The following is a 17,999-nucleotide window of genomic DNA, read 5'->3' on the forward strand; positions in this document are numbered from 1 at the left end:
CCTCCCCCCCCTTTATCCTTGCTTTTATGATTCTTTGGATCGCTCTTAATATGACGCCGGGGGTTGGGCCGCGGGCGGCGACGAAGCTGCTTGAGCGGTTCGGTTCGCCGGAGGGTGTTTTTGCGGCCCGGCGGCGCGAGCTTGAGGAGCTTCGGCTTCGCCCCGAGACCATTGAGAGCATAATGAAGCGCGAGTTTGAGCCGAAGGCCGGCGAAGAGCTTGACCGCGTAAAATCGCTCGGCGGCGACATCCTCGTGCTTGATGACGGCAGCTATCCGGCCTTGCTCCGTGAGATCGCCGATCCGCCAATGACGCTCTACGTCCGCGGCGACTGGCAGGCCTGTTTTGATCAGCCGTGCGTCGCGGTCGTCGGTTCGCGAAATTGCTCGACCTATGGCCGCAATGCCTCCGAGATGCTTTCGCGCGACCTCGCGGGCCAAGGCTTCACGGTCGTCTCCGGTTTTGCCCGCGGGATCGATACCTCGGCCCATCGCGGGGCGATCTCTGCCGGCGGGCGGACCATCGCTGTAATAGGCACGGGCCTTGACGATCCTTATCCAAAAGAAAATCAAAAGCTCGCCGATGAGATCATCGCCGAGGGCGGCGCCATCGTCTCTCAGTTTCCGCTCGGCACGCCGCCGCTAAAGGAAAATTTCCCTTACCGCAATCGGATCATCAGCGGCCTGAGCCTCGCTGTTGTTCTGGTCGAGGCCTCGGAGCGGAGCGGTTCGCTGATCACTGCCCGGTTGGCGACCGAGCAGGGCCGTGAAGTGATGGCCGTTCCGGGCAACATAACTTCGCGCACATCGATCGGCACAAACTACCTGATCAAAGCCGGCGCAAAGCTCGTCCAGCAGTGGCAGGACGTCGTCGCCGAACTGCCGAACGAGATAACGGCGACCATACTCCCGCCAAAGATGGTAAAGGACGAAAACGGCACCGCCGCCTCGCAGCCCGAGCTCGAACCTTCTGGACTTTCTTCGGCCGAGAAAAAGGTCTGGCAAAATTTGCAGCCCGATGAGCCCATGCACATCGACGTCCTGCTCGAAGCGACCGGGCTATCGTTCGGCGACCTCAATAGCGCACTTGTCGGGCTCGATATCCGCGACCTCATCCGCGTCCTGCCGGGCAAGCATTACGCGAGGAGGATCTAGCCAAGCACAATGGAAAAAGCCGAGCTCGTGCAGATAACCCGCAAGCGGTCGATCCCTGAAGATGAGTTTTATCCGGCGATCAACCGGATGTATGAGCTGGTCTGGGAGCAACTTCTTCCTCCGCAAATAGAGACCGACCTGCTAAGCTCGCGTGTTGCAAAGTCGATCGTTACTCCGCCCGATGCAGAAATACCGGATTGCGTAGAATGCGGCGTCTGCTGCGCATCGCTGCTCTGTGTCGGGGTTCGGCCCGGCGAGGAACCGGATCGCGCGCTCACGTGGAGCGTTAGAAAAAGCGACGACGATGGCGAATGGGAGGTCGATCTCTACGTTCGCCGCGATGAAGAAACACTCGCCTGCGCCCAACTTGAGGGAACGCTCGGCGAGCACGCCACGTGCCGAATTTATGAGACCCGCCCAAAGATGTGCCGCGAGTTTGAGGCCGGGAGCGATCGTTGCCACGCTCTTCGTAGAGCTTATGGCATTGAACCTTTCTTGAGCCTTGATGAAATGATGTCAGCGAGGATGAAACTGGACGAACGCGACCGAACCCCGACTTCCCCCGAGATCATCACCCGTGTCGCGATCGAACGCTCGGAGCATGAACGCGAACTTTGCATCCGCGTCTCGCTTGCCGGCGGCGAGGAGCGGACCATTCATTCCTTCGATCCGGCCGCCGAAACTTGGCGGCAATTCGAGTTTGAAGGAATAAAATTAGCGACCGCCGAGGCATTGATCGCCGAGCGGAGCGCACTTTACGGGCAGTCCGATCGCCCTCCGGCGCATCCGAAAACTTAAGATTTGCCGAAACAGTTCGTATGGCGTATCGTCAAAGGGCAGATTGACAGAGTTCGCCGTGAGGTGTTAGAAGTCAGAATGTCAGAGCGTCTTTTGGATAGAGACGCATCTGACTATTTTTTTCCGATGTCAAAAAATCTTGTAATAGTAGAATCGCCGGCGAAGGCCAAAACGATAAATAAATACCTCGGGCAGGACTATACCGTTCTCGCCTCGATCGGGCACATCAAAGATCTGCCGGCCAAGGAACTTGGGGTTGATATCGAGAACAATTTTGAGCCGACCTACGAAGTAATTCCTGACACCAAAAAACGCAATAATAAGAAGATAGTCGCGGAGCTCAAGAAAGCGGCAAAGGCCAGCGAGTCGATCTTTCTCGCTGCCGACCCCGACCGCGAAGGCGAGGCCATCTGCCAGCATCTTGCCGAAGAGATTGTCCCGAAAAAAGGCGGCCAGGCCGTTTTCCGCGTGATGTTCAATGAGATTACGCGGAACGCCATCAAGGAAGCCTTCGTCGAGCCAAAACAGATCGACCGCAACCTGGTCAATGCCCAGCAAACACGCCGCGTGCTCGACCGCCTGGTCGGTTACAAGGTCTCGCCGATCCTATGGAAGTCGATCGGCGGAAAGCTCTCAGCCGGCCGCGTGCAGACGGTTGCCGTCCGTCTTGTAGTTGAACGCGAACGCGAGATCGAGGCTTTCGTCAAGACAGAATATTGGTCGATCGTCGCGAACCTCGCCGCCGCTCTTCCTCCGAACTTTGAAGCAAGGCTTTCGCGCATCGAAGACAAATCGGTCAAGACCGGAAAGTTTGATGAGGACGTCAAGCCCGGCGAAACGCACGTCAAAACGACAGATGAAGCGTCGGCGATAGTCGCAGAGGCCGAAAAGGAAGCGTTCGTCGTCGAGACCGTCACCCGCAAGGAACGCAAGCGAAACGCAACGCCGCCTTTCATTACCTCAAAGCTCCAGCAGGAAGCGGCCCGCAAGCTCGGCTTCTCCGTCAAGCGGACAATGATGACGGCGCAGAAGCTCTATGAAGGTATCGACCTCGCAACCGAAGGCCGGGTCGGCTTGATCACCTATATGCGTACGGACTCGGTCCGGGTCTCTGAGGCCGCCATCGAGAATGCCCGCGGCTATATCGGCAAGCAATACGGCGAGAGCTACCTGCCCGGCAAAGCAAACCTATATAAAGGCAAAAAGGACGCGCAGGATGCTCACGAAGCCATCCGCCCGACGGACGTGAATCGGACGCCCGATGACATGAGCTCGCTGCTCGGCCCGGATGAGCTGAAACTTTATCGGCTGATCTGGCAGCGGTTCGTTGCGTCGCAGATGACGCCGGCTGTCTTTGATCAAACGACCATCGACATCAAGGCCGGAAGGTTCACGTTTCGTGCGACGGGCTCGGTCCAGAAGTTTGACGGCTTCCTAAAGGTCTATCAGGAAGGCCGCGACGATAAGCCGCAAGACGGCGAGGACGACGACGCCGAACTCAAACTCCCGGCAGTAGAGGAAGGCGAAACGCTCAAGCTCAACGGCATTACGCCCAACCAGCATTTCACCGAACCGCCGCCGCGATTTTCTGAGGCCACGCTCGTCAAAGCACTAGAAGAAAAAGGCATCGGCCGCCCATCGACGTACGCGGCGATCATGACCACCATTCAGGATCGCGAGTACGTTGAAAAGGTCGAGGGCCGCTTTCACCCGACGCCGCTCGGGATGACGGTCAATGACCTTTTACTTGAGAGTTTCGACGATATTTTCAACGCAGAATACACGGCCCGGATGGAGCTTGCCCTCGACGACATCGAGGAAGGCAAACTCGACTGGCGAACTGCGCTCCGCGGCTTTTACGATAAATTTGCCAAAGACCTCGAGCACGCGATCGAGAACATCAAGAACAAAAAGCAGACCTCGATTCCGACCGACGAGATCTGTGAAAAATGCGGCGCCGGAATGGTGATCAAGTTCGGCCGGTTCGGGCAGTTCCTGGCGTGCTCCAATTATCCGGAGTGCAAGAACACCCGCGAGGTCGCGAGCAAGCGTTCGAGCGAATCAGCCGATGGCGAATCGGGCGAGGCCGAGGCCGTTCCGGTCTGTGAACTCTGCGGCCGCGAGATGGCGCTCAAGAAAGGCCGGTTCGGCCCGTTCTATGGCTGCACCGGTTATCCGGAATGCAAGAACATCCGCAAGATCGCAAAGGGCGACCAAAAGCCCGCTCCGCCGCCCGAGCCGATAGATGAGATATGCCCGAAGGATGGCGGCCAGCTTGTCCGCCGCCAGGGCCGCTTCGGCGAGTTCATTTCGTGTTCAAATTATCCGAAATGCGATTACATCAAACGCGAGACCATCGGCGTCGCCTGCCCGAAGTGCAGCGGCGACATCGCGGTCAAGAAATCGAAGCGCGGAAAGACGTTCTACGGCTGCGCAAATTACCCGAAATGCGACGAAGTATTTTGGGATAAACCTATCCCCGAGCCCTGTCCTGAATGCTCGGCACCGATCACGCTCCAGAAGACCACCAAAAAAGATGGCACCGTCCGCTATTGCAAAAATGAGGCGTGTGATTATAAGATTTCCATCGTCGATACATCCGAAGCGGCAGACCCCGCGGGCGACACCGCCGCACCCGCCGCTTGAGCGCTATGAACGAGAGCATTCAGTTCTTTCAGGCTTTTCTAAAAAACCCGACATCGGTCGGCTCCATCGCCCCGAGCTCGCCGGAGCTCGCCCGGGCGATGGTCAAGGGCATTGAGCCCGGGCCAGACAACATAGTTCTCGAGCTCGGAGTCGGCACCGGTGCCATCACGAAACAGCTTCGCAGTGCCGGAGCGAACTCAGAAAATTACCTTGGCATTGAGATCGACCCATCGCTTGTGCGTTCGCTTCGTGGAAGTTTCCATGACCTGAATATCGTCGCCGGCGATGCATCCGACATCGCCGAGATCCACCGCCGCTCGGGGCTCGGCCGTGTCGGCTATATCGTTTGCTGTCTGCCGTTCGTCTCGCTCCCAAATGACGTCGGCGGAAAGATCCTGGCTGAGGTTGAAAAGCTGATGACCGAGGGCTGCATGTTCCGAATGTATCAGTACGCCCACGGCTACTATTCGCCTTCGGCGATCAAGCTGAGAGATTTTATGCGTAAGCGTTACGGCCGGTCGCGGCGGAGCCCGCTGATCGTGAAAAACATCCCGCCGGCCTATACGCTGACATGGCTCGGGCGCTGAAAGGGCGTCCGCTTTCTTCCCGCTTATGTCCAATCTTCAATATTATCCCGGTGCGATCGACCCCTCAGGGTGCATCAGCAATGGCTGGAATCTGATCAAGCCCAACTACTGGATGTACTTCGGCATTGCGTTGCTGACGTGGGTCATCATCTCCTGCATTCCGTGCATCAATTACATAATGATGGGCCCGGTGCTCGTGGGTGTTTACTACACCCTGCTTCGCGATATGCGTGGCGAGCCGGTCGATTTCGGGATGATGTTCAAGGGGTTCGAGAAATTCGTCCCGGCGATGGTCGTCGGCCTTATCCAGTCGATCCCCGGCATCATCTGGCAGATTATCGATACAACGATGAACATCTCGACGATCTTTCTTGAGCAAGGAAGGGGAACATTCGGTGGCGGCACTTTCTTTCAGGAATCTTCAGCACCGGGTTTGGCCGAAGGAATCTCGGTTGTATACCTTGGACTAGGCTTGGTCTTTTTGGTCGTCTCGATCGTCTGGGCGATCTCATTCAGCTTCGCCCTTCCGCTCATCGCAGAGCACGACATCGGCCCGGTCGATGCACTTACGCTGAGCGCAAAGGCTGCTTGGAGCAACGTCGGCGGCATCGTCGTGCTCGCGATCCTGAGCTTCTTTATCGCGATCGCCGGTGTGCTTGCACTCTGCATCGGCATTTTCTTTGTACTTCCGCTTTTTTGGGCCGCGTGGGCATTTGCTTACAGGCAGGTCTTTCCGGCGATCGAGAGCAACCTCCGGATGGAGCCACCCTCGCCGCATGAGTACGGCACTTCGTTTGGCCAGGGAATGGAGTAGCTTTTGCGTCCGAGCACTAGATAAAAGCCGTTCGCCTTACTAAGGCTTACGGCTTCAATCATTTGCAGCCGAAAGCAAAACGACATCGCGTAAATCCCATCCGCGAATGAATTTGGTTTATTTGCAATCCCGTTGACCGGCAACTTGGAGGACTGTGCCGCAACTCTAGGTCCGCAGGTCGGCGTATGCCGAATGCAAAAACCCAATGTTGGACATCAGTCGAAAACGATGATTATCCCTTAACACGCGCGTGACTAGCAGCGATTAGCAAAATTAAGGAAAAATTAGCAGGAAAATTAAGGACATTCACAAGCCTCTGAGTCAGACTGTGTGGTCAGGAGCGAGGAGTCTGATAACTTACGCAGAAACCAATGTTGGTAAGTTCGGAGCTTAAGGGCTAAACATCCCGCAACTTCGGAAGACCTAGTTCAATGGTGAGACACCTTAGATATGCGACTACAAACTAAGAATCAAGTAACTCTATTTATCGCTTTAGCGATGTTGGTCATCGTTTCGTCCGGATGCATGTCGTTCAGCACCACTGTTCGCGGGCGTGTGATGAATGGCAGTACACCGGTCGAGGGGGCGACCGTTGAGTTCGGCCCGACCTTAGCGGTACAGACGGCCACCACCGGTGCCGATGGAAGATTTGAGTTAACGGCACGGCATGGGCCGATACAAATGCTACGGCTGAACGCGAAAAAGCAGAACATGGTTCAGCGGGAAAAGATCGAGTTTCCGGGCTTTGCCGCTCCGGATTCGGATATCGAAATAGAGATGATCGGAGTTATCGGGCGCTACGAGGAGTGACAATGAATCGGTTGATCAAAAGTGGCTTTCTTTTTTTACTCGGGTTCGTTATGCTCGCGTGGTTTGTCTATTCCGTCAGCCAACCGGCGGTGCCAAGCGAGACATACGCAATGGATCGCGTGATGGACGTTGTGAAACTCATCGGAGCCGTCGCGGGCTTCATCGGCGGAATTTTGGAACTCATAAGGCGATAGGCTGAGGTGCTAGGGCAGTCGGCAAAACATTATGTACACGGACTACAATCGGTTTTCGGTTAACGCATTTACTGCCGTAAGCGATGCTTGGGGCCTGCTCAGCAGCAACTACTGGCCATTTTTTGGCGTGACCTCCATTCTGCTGGTTGCCGTTTGCTGTATTCCGGCGGGCGGCCTTCTGGCTCCTTTCCTTACGGCGGGTATCTACGCCATGGTCTTTCGCGCGCTCCGCGGCGAACAATACGACCTTTCAACGGCTTTTGGCGAGGGTTTCAAAGGCAAAAGCTGGCGCGTTTTTTTCGCTGCCGTTGTCGCCGGGCTTCCCTGGGCCCCGATCACGATCATGTCGCAAATGATCGACAGCATCGAGAATGCCCCGCAGGAAACCATCAACATGTTCCTGATCGCCGCTCTCGTGTTCTTTGCCATAGCAATGGTCTGGAGCTTGACCTGCGTTTTTTGGATTCCCCTGATTATCGACAAAAACCTATCGTTCGGAGAAGCGTTCGGCCTAAGCGCCAGGTCGGCATGGATGAATCTGCCGGGCCTTGTTTTGCTTTACATCATTAGCGGCATTATTTTGACTATCGGGATGATGGCCGTGTGCCTCGGAATGCTGTTCGTTTATCCGCTCGTGATGGTCGCTTTTGCGTTCGCTTACCGGCAGGTTTTTCCTGACACTGCCCCGCCTGCATTCGGCCAGGCACCGCCGCCGCCGAATGCTTATCCGGGCAGCTTCGGGCAAGGGATCTAAGCAGGGATTTATTTCAGAACAGGTCGAGTTCCATGTAGAGCGTATCCGGGTGCGGGTTGTCGTAATAGGCATTGATCTGGCGAAAGCCGTGGGACTCATACAGGCTTACGGCTTTTCCCATTTTCGGCGGATAAGTATCGAGCCGCATCTTGCGATAGCCAAGCTCGCGGGCATCGGCGATCACCTGCTCGATCAACCGCCGCCCGAGCCCGAGGCCGCGGGCACTATCGCGAAGGTAGAGCCGCTTCATCTCGCAGACACCTTTGCCGAGGCTTCGAAGTGCAATACAGCCAGCCGGTTGCTCGCCGACGCTTGCCAGATAAAGCCTGCCTTCGGGTGGTGCATATTTGCCCGGCAGCGTGGCAAGTTCTTCCTCAAAACCCTGAAAACAAAGGCTCAGCCCGAGCCATACCTCATACTCGCGAAAAAGCTCACGCAGTACTTCGATGTCCTCTGCCGTCGCGGCTTGCCTTATCGTCATCACAGCTAATAATTCATATCAAATTCATACCTGAGTGCAAATATTGAAATACGGGCCAGGGAAGAGTTATTCTGAAAGCTACCTGCCGAAAATCCGAGGAGCACATATGAACAGGCGATCATTTCTCGCGAACCTAACTGTATTCACAGGCGGAGTTGCCCTTGCCGGGACTTCGCTCGGGCGGCGTGCCGAGGCGTTTCTGCAGACGGGCGATCTTTCAGGCTTTCGGGCGGCAGGCTTTGGCGAGCTTTTCCCAACCGCTGCAAAAAACACCGGCGAGACGTTCCTTGCGTTGCCGAAGGGCTTTGAATACAACGTCTTTGGCAAACGCGGCACGAAGATGACAGACGGCCGGACGACGCCGCCGGCACACGACGGGCAGTGGACGTTCAAGGTCGGCAACGAGCTTCGCATCGTCCGCAACCATGAGGTGACCAATGGCCGCGTTCCCCGCGAAGGCTCGGCGATCGGCTCGAAGAACCACTACGACCCGATGGCCGGCGGCGGCACGACCACGCTGGTCATCGACCGAAAGACAAACACGCTCATCCGCGACTTCGTCAGCCTTTCAGGCACGCTTGTAAATTGTGCCGGCGGCCCGACGCCCTGGGGAAGCTGGATCACCTGCGAAGAAACGACCATCGGCCGCACTGAGATCACAAATTCCCGCGGCGTAAAGACCGGCGGCTATCCTGTGCCGCATGGGTATTGCTTTGAGGTGCCGGCCTCGGCCAATTCGGAGGTCAATCCCGTGCCGCTCAAGGCGATGGGAAGGTTCGTCCACGAAGCGGTCGCGGTTGACCCAAAGACCGGCATAGTTTACCTGACCGAGGATTACAATCCTTCGGGTTTCTATCGGTTCATCCCAAAGCGGAACAAGCGGCTTGCCGAGGGCGGAACGCTTCAGGTGCTCGCCGTTAAGGACAGGCCGAAGTTCGATACCCGAACGGGCCAGAAGCCGGGAACGGTCCTCGAGACCGTTTGGGTCACGATCGACGACCCCGACCCGGAAGCCGCCGATACCGAGCCGAACGCCGTCTTTCAGGAAGGCTTTGGCAAAGGGGCCGCGTCATTTGCCCGGCTCGAGGGCTGCGCGATCGATCCCGCACGCCGCGTTCACTTTACCGCAACCAGCGGCGGCGACAAGAAGGGCGGCCAGGTCTGGATGTTCGAGCCCGTCGGGCTCGACGGCGGAAGGCTCAAGCTGCTTTTCGAGTCGCCCGACCCGAAAGTTCTGCACATGCCGGACAACATCTGCATGATGCCGAAAAGCGAGCTCACCTTCATCTGCGAAGACAGCGACTACGCCGGCCAGCAGTCGATAAACCACCTCCGCATACTCACCGCCGAGGGCAAGATAGCCGACTTTGCCCGCAATGCTTCGGCCGAATTTCCGCGGAGCGAATTTGCCGGTTCGGTCTTTTCGCCGGATGGCTCAACGCTTTTCGTCAATCTTCAGCTTGCGGGCGTAACGCTCGCGATCCGCGGCGACTGGTCAAAGTTCAAAAGCTGAAATTGACGAGCCGGATCGCGATCAAGGGCCCGGGCATTTAAAACGCCCGGGTTCTTTCGTGTGCATCTCGGGCGATTTCTTCTTATAATTTTTCTAATGGAACTTGCGGTCGAAAAATACCGGGTCGCGGATGAGCCCTACTACCTGCCGATCGGCAAAGAGGTCGAACTTTTTGAGGCGGCTTACGCGGCCAAGCTTCCGGCTCTTTTGAAGGGCCCGACGGGCTGCGGCAAGACGCGCTTCGTTGAATACATGGCGCATCGGCTTGGCCGGCCGCTGATCACGGTTGCATGTCACGAGGACCTTTCCTCGACCGATCTGGTCGGCCGCTTTCTGCTTGAGGGCGATGAGACCGTTTGGCACGACGGGCCGCTAACGGCCGCGGTTCGTGCCGGGGCGATCTGCTATCTCGATGAGGTCGTCGAGGCACGCAAGGACACGGTGGTTATCATCCATCCGCTGACCGACGACCGCCGCCGGCTCCCGATGGAGAAACGCGGCACCATCATCGAAGCGCCGCCCGAGTTCATGCTCGTCGTCTCGTACAACCCCGGTTACCAATCGATCCTCAAGGACCTCAAGCAATCTACCCGGCAGCGGTTCGTCTCGCTTGAGTTCGATTATCCGGACGCCGAGGCCGAAGCGGCGATCGTCGCAAAAGAAGGCGGCATCGACGAAGCAATGGCCGCCGACCTCGTAAAGATCGGGCAAAAAGTGAGGAACCTACGCGGCCACGGCCTCGAAGAAGGCGTCTCCACCCGCCTGCTCATCTACGCCGCCCAGATGATCGCCAAAGGCATCTCACCCATCGACGCCGCCGAGGTCGCCATCGTCTCACCCATCACCGACGACCGCGAACTGCAACGCTCGATTCGCGAGATCGTAACCACAATCATCTGACCGGAAGTTTTTTGTATTTGCGGTTACAACGATAGTATTCTGTTTCTGCAATGACGAACGAAGAACTATTAAAAGAGCTGGAAACCCTGCAGCCAAGAGAGCGGGGAATGATCGAGAAGTTGATCATGCTATTCAAAGGGAAGCGAGATGGGGGTGTGACCGCGGCACCGAAAAAGTCTTTTCGCGATGAGAAGTCATTTGGAATGTGGAAAGATCGGGACGATATGAAAGACAGTGTGGAATGGGTTCGCAATATCCGCAGAACACATTGGGGGCCAAAGTCGTCTTAGATGCTCATAGATTCGGATATTCTGATCGACTTTACGCACGGAAATTCGGATGCCGTGGACTGGCTCGACCGACACGATGTCCGCAAGTCGCTGAAGCTTAGCATTGTCACCGAAATGGAGTTGTTGGTTGGTAGCCAAAATAAGGCTCACATGCGCGAGTTGATTGAATTATTCAGCCGATTTGAGACTCTGCAGATCGATGAACAGGTCTCAGCAAAAGCAAGACAGCTAGTTGAGGATTTTTATTTGAGTCACGGACTCTTGATTGCCGACTCATTAATAGCCGCGACAGCTATCGTTTTCGGCGAGACACTCGCGACCAAGAACATGCGTGATTTTCGATTTATTCCTGAATTAACTCTCGCCCAATATCCATAGTTCAAGGTCGGTACCCGTGCGAAGAGGCGTTGATGTACATTACGGAACACTAACGCGAGATATCTTCTTTTTAGCGTCGCGAACGCCAACGCTCGATTCGCGAGATCGTAACGACGATCATCTGATTCATGGAACCTGAACAGCAGACAACAAACAATGGCTAAATTAGTTCTATGGGACGTTCCGTTTGCACGTGCATTTTATCCAAGCGTTGTTGCACGTTTTCAGACCGGAGGAGAGACGTCGCCGGGAATAATAGAGATCACGGTAAGTCCTAGTGACGGAACGCAATTCCGCGTCGAATGTAAGTCTGTTCTCGCCTTTACCTGTTTTGATGAAGGCTGCGCTCCTCAGCGCTGGTTCAGTACTGCGGAAACTGAACAGGGAGAGATTAGCGTATCATTGCCTTGATTCTCCCTGGATTAAGTCATACGAAGGTTGCCAATTTGACGCAGAGGGGAACATCATCCCGTTAAACCATTACTTGATCTACGGCGGTGATTATATTGTCGAGTTCGTCTGCCAATACGAACCCGTAGTAACGCAACTTCCAAATTGGAATTGACCGGTCTGGCGGAAAGGAATTGAAAGCCCACTGAACCTGGTTTCGTTGTGCGGACATTCTCTAAATACGTAGTACAGCATCTTGTAAATTTAAATATGACCATGATTCGAGTCGTAGCACATTTGATATCAAAGATTGATAGCATTGATGAAACGCGGGAGGTCTCGCTTGGGTTGATCGGGCCGACTTGTGCTGAGGCGGGCTGCGTTACTTATGAGCTTCATCAGAATACGGCCGATCCAACGGATTTTACATTCATCGAGGAATGGACTGATGACGCGTCGCTCGACGCTCATCTTGAGTCTGCCCACCTGGCGGCCGCTCGCGAAAAGCTAGGCGAGTTGCTCGCCGAGCCCGCTGACATTCGTCGTTATAGATTGATCCGCTAATTGCCGCATCCGATGCCCGACCTGGAAGAGAACGAACTCGACGTGGTCGTCATCGGCGGCGGGCAGGCCGGGTTGGCGGTTGGGTATTATCTTCGTCGCTCGGGCCTTCGCTACGTAATTCTAGACGCACAAAACGAACCCGGCGGAGCGTGGCTGCATGGCTGGCGTTCGCTGCGGCTGTTTTCGCCGGCACAGTGGAGCTCGCTTCCAGGCTGGCTAATGCCTGGCGGCGGGCTCGACAAATATCCGACCCGCGACGAGGTGCTCAGCTACCTTCGCCAGTACGAAGAGCGTTACGAACTACCGATTCGCAGGCCGGTCACTGTTACTTCCGTAAGGCGGGAAGGCGAGCGTTTCGCTGTAGCTACCAACGGCGACGAGATCAGCGCTAAAGCCATCGTCAGCGCGACCGGAACGTGGCAAAAGCCGTTCATCCCGGACTGTCCAGGCCGCACGCTTTTTTCCGGCGTCGAGATCCACTCCGCAAACTACGAATCACCCGATGCATTTGCCGGAAAGCGCGTTTTGATTGTAGGCGGCGGAAATTCAGGTGCACAGATCTTGGCCGAAGTCTCGCTCGTGGCTGATGCGACGTGGGTCACGCTTGATGAGCCAAACTACTTGCCGGACGATGTCGACGGCCGCGTTCTCTTTGATGCCGCGAGCGAAAAATATAAGGCACTAACGACAGGCGAGGCAGGGACGAAAAAGTCATACGATTTGCTCGGCAGCATCGTCATGGTCGAGCCCGTTCGCGAAGCGCGGGATGCGGGAAGGCTGACTTCCCGCCGTCCGTTTGTTCGCTTTACTGAGGCCGGTGTGATCTGGCAAGAGGGCGACGAACCCGAAATGATGGACGCCGTCATTTGGTGCACCGGGTTCAAATCGGCTCTCGACCATCTCGCACCGCTCGGTGTCGTCGAAGACAACGGCCGTGTTAAAGTATCCGGAACGCGTTCGGAAAAAGAGCCAAACCTATGGCTCGTCGGCTACGGCAACTGGACCGGCTTCACCTCGGCAACCCTCATCGGCGTCGGCCGCACCGCCCGAACAACAGCGAAAGAGATCGAAGAAACCCTAAAGAAGACTGCGTAGACTATGAAACAAGATACGAACCGCCGTGATTTTTTGAAGATCTTGGGTGCGACGACCGCGGGACTTGCGGTCGGTTCGCAGGGTGTTTTCGGACAGGCTCGCCGAGAAAGACGCCTATTTCAAATTTCAGGTCGAATATATCTTTAGTCGAAAACACGGCAGTCCGTCAGGACTCGAAAATCTCGCTTGGGCCTGTATTTTCTGTAACCTCAATAATACGGGAAACGATATTGCAGCCATTCTGGGAACGTCCGCAACCGTTTCAGCCAGTAGAAGATACTATTTCCGATCCGTTAAGTTCCTAAAAATCGCTATCGGAATAATGACATGAGTGAAAAAAACGACCGCCAAGTTTCCTAATGGAATCCACCCAAACCACATAAAACCGAGAGGCGTGATTGTAAGCAATGCGATAAACATATAAACAATCACAATTGCAGCCGCGTTTGGTGAACTCGAGTACCAAGGTGCCTTTCTTGGTCGTTCATATGCCGGCAGAATTGCTCCACATCGCAAACAGTTGTCTGGAAGGTGTGACAGATCAATCAAATCGCCACAAGCAACACATTTTAAATCCTGATCTCGAGGCATATCGCACCTATTCAATTTAATAAGCGAGCAAACCGCCGCTCTTTGAATGTGATTACTCGGAATTCGAGGTGGGAAAATCAACTAATTTCCGATAATCTGTACCACAAAGAACTTGGGACGCAAAACGACCTGAGGCATCAATTTAATCGCTAACGAATCGGCACCGCTTCGATGCTGTTTTCCGACCAAGCCTCGAAGCGCCGCCGCAGAAAGCAGTCTAGATTCGGTCTGCCGGCTAGAAATCCGTGTGGAGGAAATCAGGTAGATGGTGATCGAACATCAGACATATCGCTTTTCCGACACTTGGAAGTTGAATCCGAAATACCACAAGTAGAACGCCAATGCTAAATAGACGATCATTTCTCATAGGGATCGGTGCCGCTACGACTGTTGCTGCTGTTGCGCCGAGCGTAATCACACAGCGGCGAGCAAAGACCTGCGTCATTGTTGGCTCCGGGCTTGCCGGGCTTTCGGCGGCATTCAAACTGAAGAACGCGGGCTGGGATGTGACCGTTCTAGAAGCCCGCAACCGTGTCGGGGGCCGGGTCTTCTCGCACACGATGCCGGACAGCGGCGGCCTGATCTGCGAACTTGGCGCCGAGTGGGTTGGTGAGAGTCATGAACGTTTGAAGGCGCTCTGCAGCGACTTCAAAATCCCGCTGCAGAAGCATCAGTTTGAGGATTATCTGATGCAGAATGGCCGCGTCTCCCGGCCCGGCGGGTGGAATTTCTCGGCACAGGCGAACTCCGCCTTCGACAAGTTGCTCGAAGGATTCGAGAAGCTCACACCGGCCCAGCAGCGGATGCTCGACCGGAAAGATTGGTGGACGCATCTCTCGGACGCCGGCTTCACTCAGCCGGATCTGATACTTCGCGAGCTGGCGGACAGCACGGATTTTGGCGAATCGATCCGCCACGTATCGGCCTTCGGGGCACTTGCCGAATATGCAGCCAACGAAGAGCCGGAGGTCAAAGGCAAAACGCAGAACCAGATGGACTACAAGCTGACGGGTGGCAACTCGCGGCTTGTCAATGAACTCGCCCGCCGCATTGGCGATGCGAATATACGGACGGGGATGAAGGTCTCTGAGATCAACCAGCGGCGCGGCATTGTGACCGTAAAGGCCGGCGATGAAACCTTTACCGCCGATGCCTGCATCTGCACCACACCGGTCGCATCGCTCCGAAAGATCAAGTTCAACCCGCCGCTCCCCGCGGACCAACGCAACGCTGCGGAAAGGCTGATCTACGCCCGGATCATCAAGAATTCTGTCCATTACGAGAACCGCTTTTGGAAGGACGAAAACTTTTCGATGGTCACGGACATGACCTCGCATTACTATTTCCACTCAACGCAAAACCAACCGGGCCGCGAGGGAATCCTGACCGCATACGCCATCGGCGAAAAAGCCGACGTCCTCGCCTCGCAGGACGATACCCGCCGGATGAACATCATCACCCGCGACCTTCACGACTTTAACGACGACGCCCCGCGCCTCGCCAAGGGCATTGCTTCCTATGCCTGGCAGCGGGATGAATATACGGAAGGCGCATACGCGCTCTACCGGCCCGGCCAGTGGTTCGGCGTCCGCCCGGTCCTCGCCCGCCCGCACCTGAAGGTGCTTTTCGCCGGCGAACACATCGCCGACTGGCAGGGCTTCATGGAAGGCGCCATCGAAACCGGCGAGGCCGCCGCGGAAAGCTTGTTGAAATAAGGCTTTACAGTTGGGGTTGGGTTTCAGTCTCAGCGTACTCTGCGAAAAACACGGCGGCCTCTGCGTTTAGTTAAATCCAACGCAGAGGCCGCTGAGGTTTCGCAGAGTGCTCAGAGTTGTCGGATGGCCGCCATCGAAATCTGATCAAACTAAATCAATTTACATCTCCGGCACGCGGGTCATAAGGGGTTGCTTTGAAACGGGCGATTGCATCGGGTGCGTTGTCGTATTCTATGCCGGTCTTTTCGGCTCGGTCGTAAGCGGCGATGGCTCGCGTCCGGTCGCCCTGGGCGTCGTAGGCATTGCCAAGCTTTATCTCTGCCCAAACCGCAAGCCACGGCGGATTGATGTTGCCAAGAAGAGCGGCCCGGAAGTTTTCCTTAGCAAGCTCATAATTTCGCTGTTCGAGGAAAAGTAGCCCGAGGTGGTAGTAGATCCAAGAGTTTGAGCGGTCAAGCTTCAGGGCATTCTCAAGCTGCGTCTGCGCTTCGCTGTAATTGCCTTCCTTGAAGAGCTCGATGCCCCGCCTTGCGATCGAGGTCACGCGAAGCTCCGGCGAGACCCAAAGCAGCTTAAAGCCGGGGTCAACGATGACCTCCAGCGGCTTGCCGTCAACCTCAATATTAAAGTCCGCACTCGCGTCATCTATCTGAAGCTGCTCGGTCTTGAAACCGTTCTCACCTTCAAACTTGAGCTGTATCTCGACCGGGAGCCGAAGGTTGTCGTAGTTCTGCTTTACCGTCCCGCGGGCGATGAACTTGCCGGCACGGTTGCGGAGTATCACATAGTCGGCCGTGAATTCCGGCACGCCGGTGCTCTCCACCCAGCGGGCAAAAAAGTAACGCATGTTTTGCCCGGCGACCCGCGAAGTCAGCCGCTCAAACTCGTCGATCGAAGAGCTCTTGCCGCGAAATTCTTCAAGATAGGTCTTGAGAAGCTGATCGAACTTCTGCTTCCCGAGCGTTTCCCGCAAAAGCTTAAAAACCATTGCACCCTTGCCGTACATCATGTATCGGTAAGCGGTGGACTGATCGTCGAGATTTGCCGGTGCGCGGAGCAGCGATGCCGTTTGTTCGAACGTCAATGACTTTTCAACCAGCTCGCGGCGAAGCGCATCAAGCTGGGCGCCAGTCGCATTCGATTCGCGAAAAGCAAAGGCGCTGTATTCGGCAAGTCCCTGCGAGACCCATGCATCGTCAAACGATTTGAGCCCGACCGTATGTCCCCACCACTGATATGCGGCCTCGCGTTGAAGCCGCTCTTCGGTCACGTTTCTCGGTTCGGTGAACTGCCGGTCCGAGACGAACGTGATTCCGGCACCCGAGTAGAAGTCGAGGCTTTCATCGTCGATCTGAACGATCGCGAGGTCGCGGCCCATCTCCGGCTCGCCAAATTGCTTTGTGTAGTATTCGAGCGCCTTTCCGATGGTTTCGGCATATGCCTCGACGTTCTCGGTGCTGCCCGGCCGCGTGTAGAACTTCAATTCGTAACCGCCGATCTGCAGGTCGCGGTTCGTGTATCGGCCGTATGCAATGTTACCGACGAGACCCGGCCGCGACTGAATGAAACGATATTTTCCAGCCGAAACCGCGGGCACATCGGTATCGCTGTGGCCGACGACCTGAAACGCTCCGGGAAGCGTTACGGTGATGTCCGCCGTTGCCCGGTCGGCCGCGTAATCGTGAAAGGGGAACCAGCGTGCCGCGTAAAAAAGATATCCATTGACCTCGCCGATATATGCCAGTCGTTTGTTTAGCAGCGGCCCGCCCGAAGGCGTATTCAAAACTCCGTTGTACTTGAAGCGAAGCGTTACGGGCGTGTCCTTCGTAACCTGCTCCCCGAGGTCGATGCGAACGCTCGGGCCCAGATCGGAGACGCCGACCTGGTCTTGCACAAAGGTGACCTCCGGCCCACGGGGCGTCGGGGTCGGACGCGGCTGCCGTCCGCGGGTTGGCGTAGGTGCCGGCGTCGGTTGAGCAGCGGAGTTCACGCGGACGATCGAATCGATCTTGAGCGAGCCGTTCAACTCGAATGCGACCGAGCGAAGGTCCTCGAGCGGCACGAATGTAACATCGACCGTGGCGTCGAGCTTGTTCTCGTCGGTCAGGAGCTTGGCATCGATAACGTATCCGTTGACGTCGAACGTTGCCGCACGCCGCGTTTGCTGAGCCGAAGTGATAAGAGCCCCGGCGCCGATCGTGAGCGTCGCGATAAGGGCAAAAAGAGGCCGCGTCTTGATTAACTTTTGCAAAAACATCGGTTTAATTTACTGGGTCTTAAGATGTACGGCCGGCGGGAATCGTTTGCCCCCGCAACCCTTCGCGC

General features: G+C 56.0%; 18 protein-coding genes. 16 read left to right on the forward strand and 2 right to left on the reverse strand.

What is annotated here, in order from left to right; all coding sequences use genetic code 11:
• Positions 1-26 precede the first annotated feature (26 nt).
• The 8 genes from dprA (at position 27) to IPM21_05360 (ending at position 7,757) form a co-directional block, all read left to right on the forward strand.
• Positions 27-1,154, forward strand: a complete 1,128-nt coding sequence (gene dprA / locus IPM21_05325) for a DNA-protecting protein DprA (GenBank protein ID MBK9163324.1) — start codon at positions 27-29, stop codon at positions 1,152-1,154.
• 9 nt (positions 1,155-1,163) lie between these two features.
• On the forward strand, positions 1,164-1,952 hold the full coding sequence (locus IPM21_05330; GenBank protein MBK9163325.1) for a YkgJ family cysteine cluster protein: 789 nt from the start codon (positions 1,164-1,166) through the stop codon (positions 1,950-1,952).
• 126 nt (positions 1,953-2,078) lie between these two features.
• Positions 2,079-4,598, forward strand: a complete 2,520-nt coding sequence (gene topA / locus IPM21_05335; GenBank protein ID MBK9163326.1) for a type I DNA topoisomerase — start codon at positions 2,079-2,081, stop codon at positions 4,596-4,598.
• 5 nt (positions 4,599-4,603) lie between these two features.
• Positions 4,604-5,185, forward strand: coding sequence for a methyltransferase domain-containing protein (locus IPM21_05340; GenBank protein ID MBK9163327.1), 582 nt, complete (start codon positions 4,604-4,606; stop codon positions 5,183-5,185).
• A 25-nt stretch (positions 5,186-5,210) separates the two neighbouring features.
• Positions 5,211-5,999 (forward strand): hypothetical protein, encoded by a 789-nt coding sequence (locus tag IPM21_05345; GenBank protein ID MBK9163328.1) that lies wholly within the window; start codon positions 5,211-5,213, stop codon positions 5,997-5,999.
• Positions 6,000-6,449: 450 nt separating this feature from the next.
• Positions 6,450-6,809 (forward strand): carboxypeptidase regulatory-like domain-containing protein, encoded by a 360-nt coding sequence (locus IPM21_05350; protein ID MBK9163329.1) that lies wholly within the window; start codon positions 6,450-6,452, stop codon positions 6,807-6,809.
• Positions 6,810-6,811: 2 nt separating this feature from the next.
• On the forward strand, positions 6,812-7,003 hold the full coding sequence (locus tag IPM21_05355) for a hypothetical protein (protein MBK9163330.1): 192 nt from the start codon (positions 6,812-6,814) through the stop codon (positions 7,001-7,003).
• Between the two features lie 31 nt (positions 7,004-7,034).
• Positions 7,035-7,757 (forward strand): hypothetical protein, encoded by a 723-nt coding sequence (locus tag IPM21_05360; protein MBK9163331.1) that lies wholly within the window; start codon positions 7,035-7,037, stop codon positions 7,755-7,757.
• 13 nt (positions 7,758-7,770) lie between these two features.
• Here IPM21_05360 and IPM21_05365 read toward each other — a convergent pair whose 3' ends face one another.
• Entirely contained in the window at positions 7,771-8,238 is a 468-nt protein-coding gene (locus IPM21_05365; protein MBK9163332.1) for a GNAT family N-acetyltransferase, read from the reverse strand.
• A gap of 106 nt (positions 8,239-8,344) precedes the next feature.
• On the opposite strand from IPM21_05365, the gene IPM21_05370 reads away from it, so the two are divergent.
• The 8 genes from IPM21_05370 to IPM21_05405 all read left to right on the forward strand — a co-directional run bounded on the left by IPM21_05370 (position 8,345) and on the right by IPM21_05405 (position 15,674).
• A complete protein-coding gene (locus IPM21_05370) occupies positions 8,345-9,751 on the forward strand; it encodes a DUF839 domain-containing protein (protein MBK9163333.1) in 1,407 nt (468 codons plus the stop codon).
• Between the two features lie 96 nt (positions 9,752-9,847).
• Positions 9,848-10,651, forward strand: coding sequence for a CbbQ/NirQ/NorQ/GpvN family protein (locus IPM21_05375; GenBank protein ID MBK9163334.1), 804 nt, complete (start codon positions 9,848-9,850; stop codon positions 10,649-10,651).
• A 50-nt stretch (positions 10,652-10,701) separates the two neighbouring features.
• Entirely contained in the window at positions 10,702-10,941 is a 240-nt protein-coding gene (locus tag IPM21_05380) for a hypothetical protein (GenBank protein MBK9163335.1), read from the forward strand.
• On the forward strand, positions 10,942-11,319 hold the full coding sequence (locus IPM21_05385; protein ID MBK9163336.1) for a type II toxin-antitoxin system VapC family toxin: 378 nt from the start codon (positions 10,942-10,944) through the stop codon (positions 11,317-11,319).
• Between the two features lie 660 nt (positions 11,320-11,979).
• Complete coding sequence (locus IPM21_05390) at positions 11,980-12,273, forward strand: antibiotic biosynthesis monooxygenase (GenBank protein MBK9163337.1); 294 nt, start codon at positions 11,980-11,982, stop codon at positions 12,271-12,273.
• 12 nt (positions 12,274-12,285) lie between these two features.
• Entirely contained in the window at positions 12,286-13,368 is a 1,083-nt protein-coding gene (locus IPM21_05395; GenBank protein MBK9163338.1) for an NAD(P)/FAD-dependent oxidoreductase, read from the forward strand.
• A gap of 3 nt (positions 13,369-13,371) precedes the next feature.
• Positions 13,372-13,515 carry a twin-arginine translocation signal domain-containing protein gene (locus IPM21_05400; GenBank protein MBK9163339.1) on the forward strand — a complete coding sequence of 48 codons (144 nt, stop codon included), beginning with the start codon at positions 13,372-13,374 and terminating at the stop codon, positions 13,513-13,515.
• 785 nt (positions 13,516-14,300) lie between these two features.
• Positions 14,301-15,674 carry an FAD-dependent oxidoreductase gene (locus tag IPM21_05405; protein ID MBK9163340.1) on the forward strand — a complete coding sequence of 458 codons (1,374 nt, stop codon included), beginning with the start codon at positions 14,301-14,303 and terminating at the stop codon, positions 15,672-15,674.
• A 154-nt stretch (positions 15,675-15,828) separates the two neighbouring features.
• Here the strand turns inward: IPM21_05405 and IPM21_05410 are convergent, their stop codons facing one another.
• Positions 15,829-17,931, reverse strand: coding sequence for a tetratricopeptide repeat protein (locus tag IPM21_05410; protein MBK9163341.1), 2,103 nt, complete (start codon positions 17,929-17,931; stop codon positions 15,829-15,831).
• Positions 17,932-17,999 lie beyond the last annotated feature (68 nt).

The sequence above is a fragment of the Acidobacteriota bacterium genome (genome assembly GCA_016716435.1).
Taxonomy (GTDB): domain Bacteria; phylum Acidobacteriota; class Blastocatellia; order Pyrinomonadales; family Pyrinomonadaceae; genus OLB17.

Bases quoted from the DNA above. Each gene is read 5' to 3' on its own strand.
- IPM21_05410 (MBK9163341.1), bottom strand. From the start codon at position 17,931: ATGTTTTTGCAAAAGTTAATCAAGACGCGGCCTCTTTTTGCCCTTATC.
- IPM21_05390 (MBK9163337.1), top strand. From the start codon at position 11,980: ATGACCATGATTCGAGTCGTAGCACATTTGATATCAAAGATTGATAGC.
- IPM21_05375 (MBK9163334.1), top strand. From the start codon at position 9,848: ATGGAACTTGCGGTCGAAAAATACCGGGTCGCGGATGAGCCCTACTAC.
- IPM21_05380 (MBK9163335.1), top strand. From the start codon at position 10,702: ATGACGAACGAAGAACTATTAAAAGAGCTGGAAACCCTGCAGCCAAGA.
- IPM21_05330 (MBK9163325.1), top strand. From the start codon at position 1,164: ATGGAAAAAGCCGAGCTCGTGCAGATAACCCGCAAGCGGTCGATCCCT.
- IPM21_05360 (MBK9163331.1), top strand. From the start codon at position 7,035: ATGTACACGGACTACAATCGGTTTTCGGTTAACGCATTTACTGCCGTA.
- dprA (MBK9163324.1), top strand. From the start codon at position 27: ATGATTCTTTGGATCGCTCTTAATATGACGCCGGGGGTTGGGCCGCGG.
- IPM21_05345 (MBK9163328.1), top strand. From the start codon at position 5,211: ATGTCCAATCTTCAATATTATCCCGGTGCGATCGACCCCTCAGGGTGC.
- IPM21_05365 (MBK9163332.1), bottom strand. From the start codon at position 8,238: ATGACGATAAGGCAAGCCGCGACGGCAGAGGACATCGAAGTACTGCGT.
- IPM21_05350 (MBK9163329.1), top strand. From the start codon at position 6,450: ATGCGACTACAAACTAAGAATCAAGTAACTCTATTTATCGCTTTAGCG.
- IPM21_05385 (MBK9163336.1), top strand. From the start codon at position 10,942: ATGCTCATAGATTCGGATATTCTGATCGACTTTACGCACGGAAATTCG.
- IPM21_05405 (MBK9163340.1), top strand. From the start codon at position 14,301: ATGCTAAATAGACGATCATTTCTCATAGGGATCGGTGCCGCTACGACT.
- IPM21_05400 (MBK9163339.1), top strand. From the start codon at position 13,372: ATGAAACAAGATACGAACCGCCGTGATTTTTTGAAGATCTTGGGTGCG.
- IPM21_05355 (MBK9163330.1), top strand. From the start codon at position 6,812: ATGAATCGGTTGATCAAAAGTGGCTTTCTTTTTTTACTCGGGTTCGTT.
- IPM21_05395 (MBK9163338.1), top strand. From the start codon at position 12,286: ATGCCCGACCTGGAAGAGAACGAACTCGACGTGGTCGTCATCGGCGGC.
- topA (MBK9163326.1), top strand. From the start codon at position 2,079: ATGTCAAAAAATCTTGTAATAGTAGAATCGCCGGCGAAGGCCAAAACG.
- IPM21_05340 (MBK9163327.1), top strand. From the start codon at position 4,604: ATGAACGAGAGCATTCAGTTCTTTCAGGCTTTTCTAAAAAACCCGACA.
- IPM21_05370 (MBK9163333.1), top strand. From the start codon at position 8,345: ATGAACAGGCGATCATTTCTCGCGAACCTAACTGTATTCACAGGCGGA.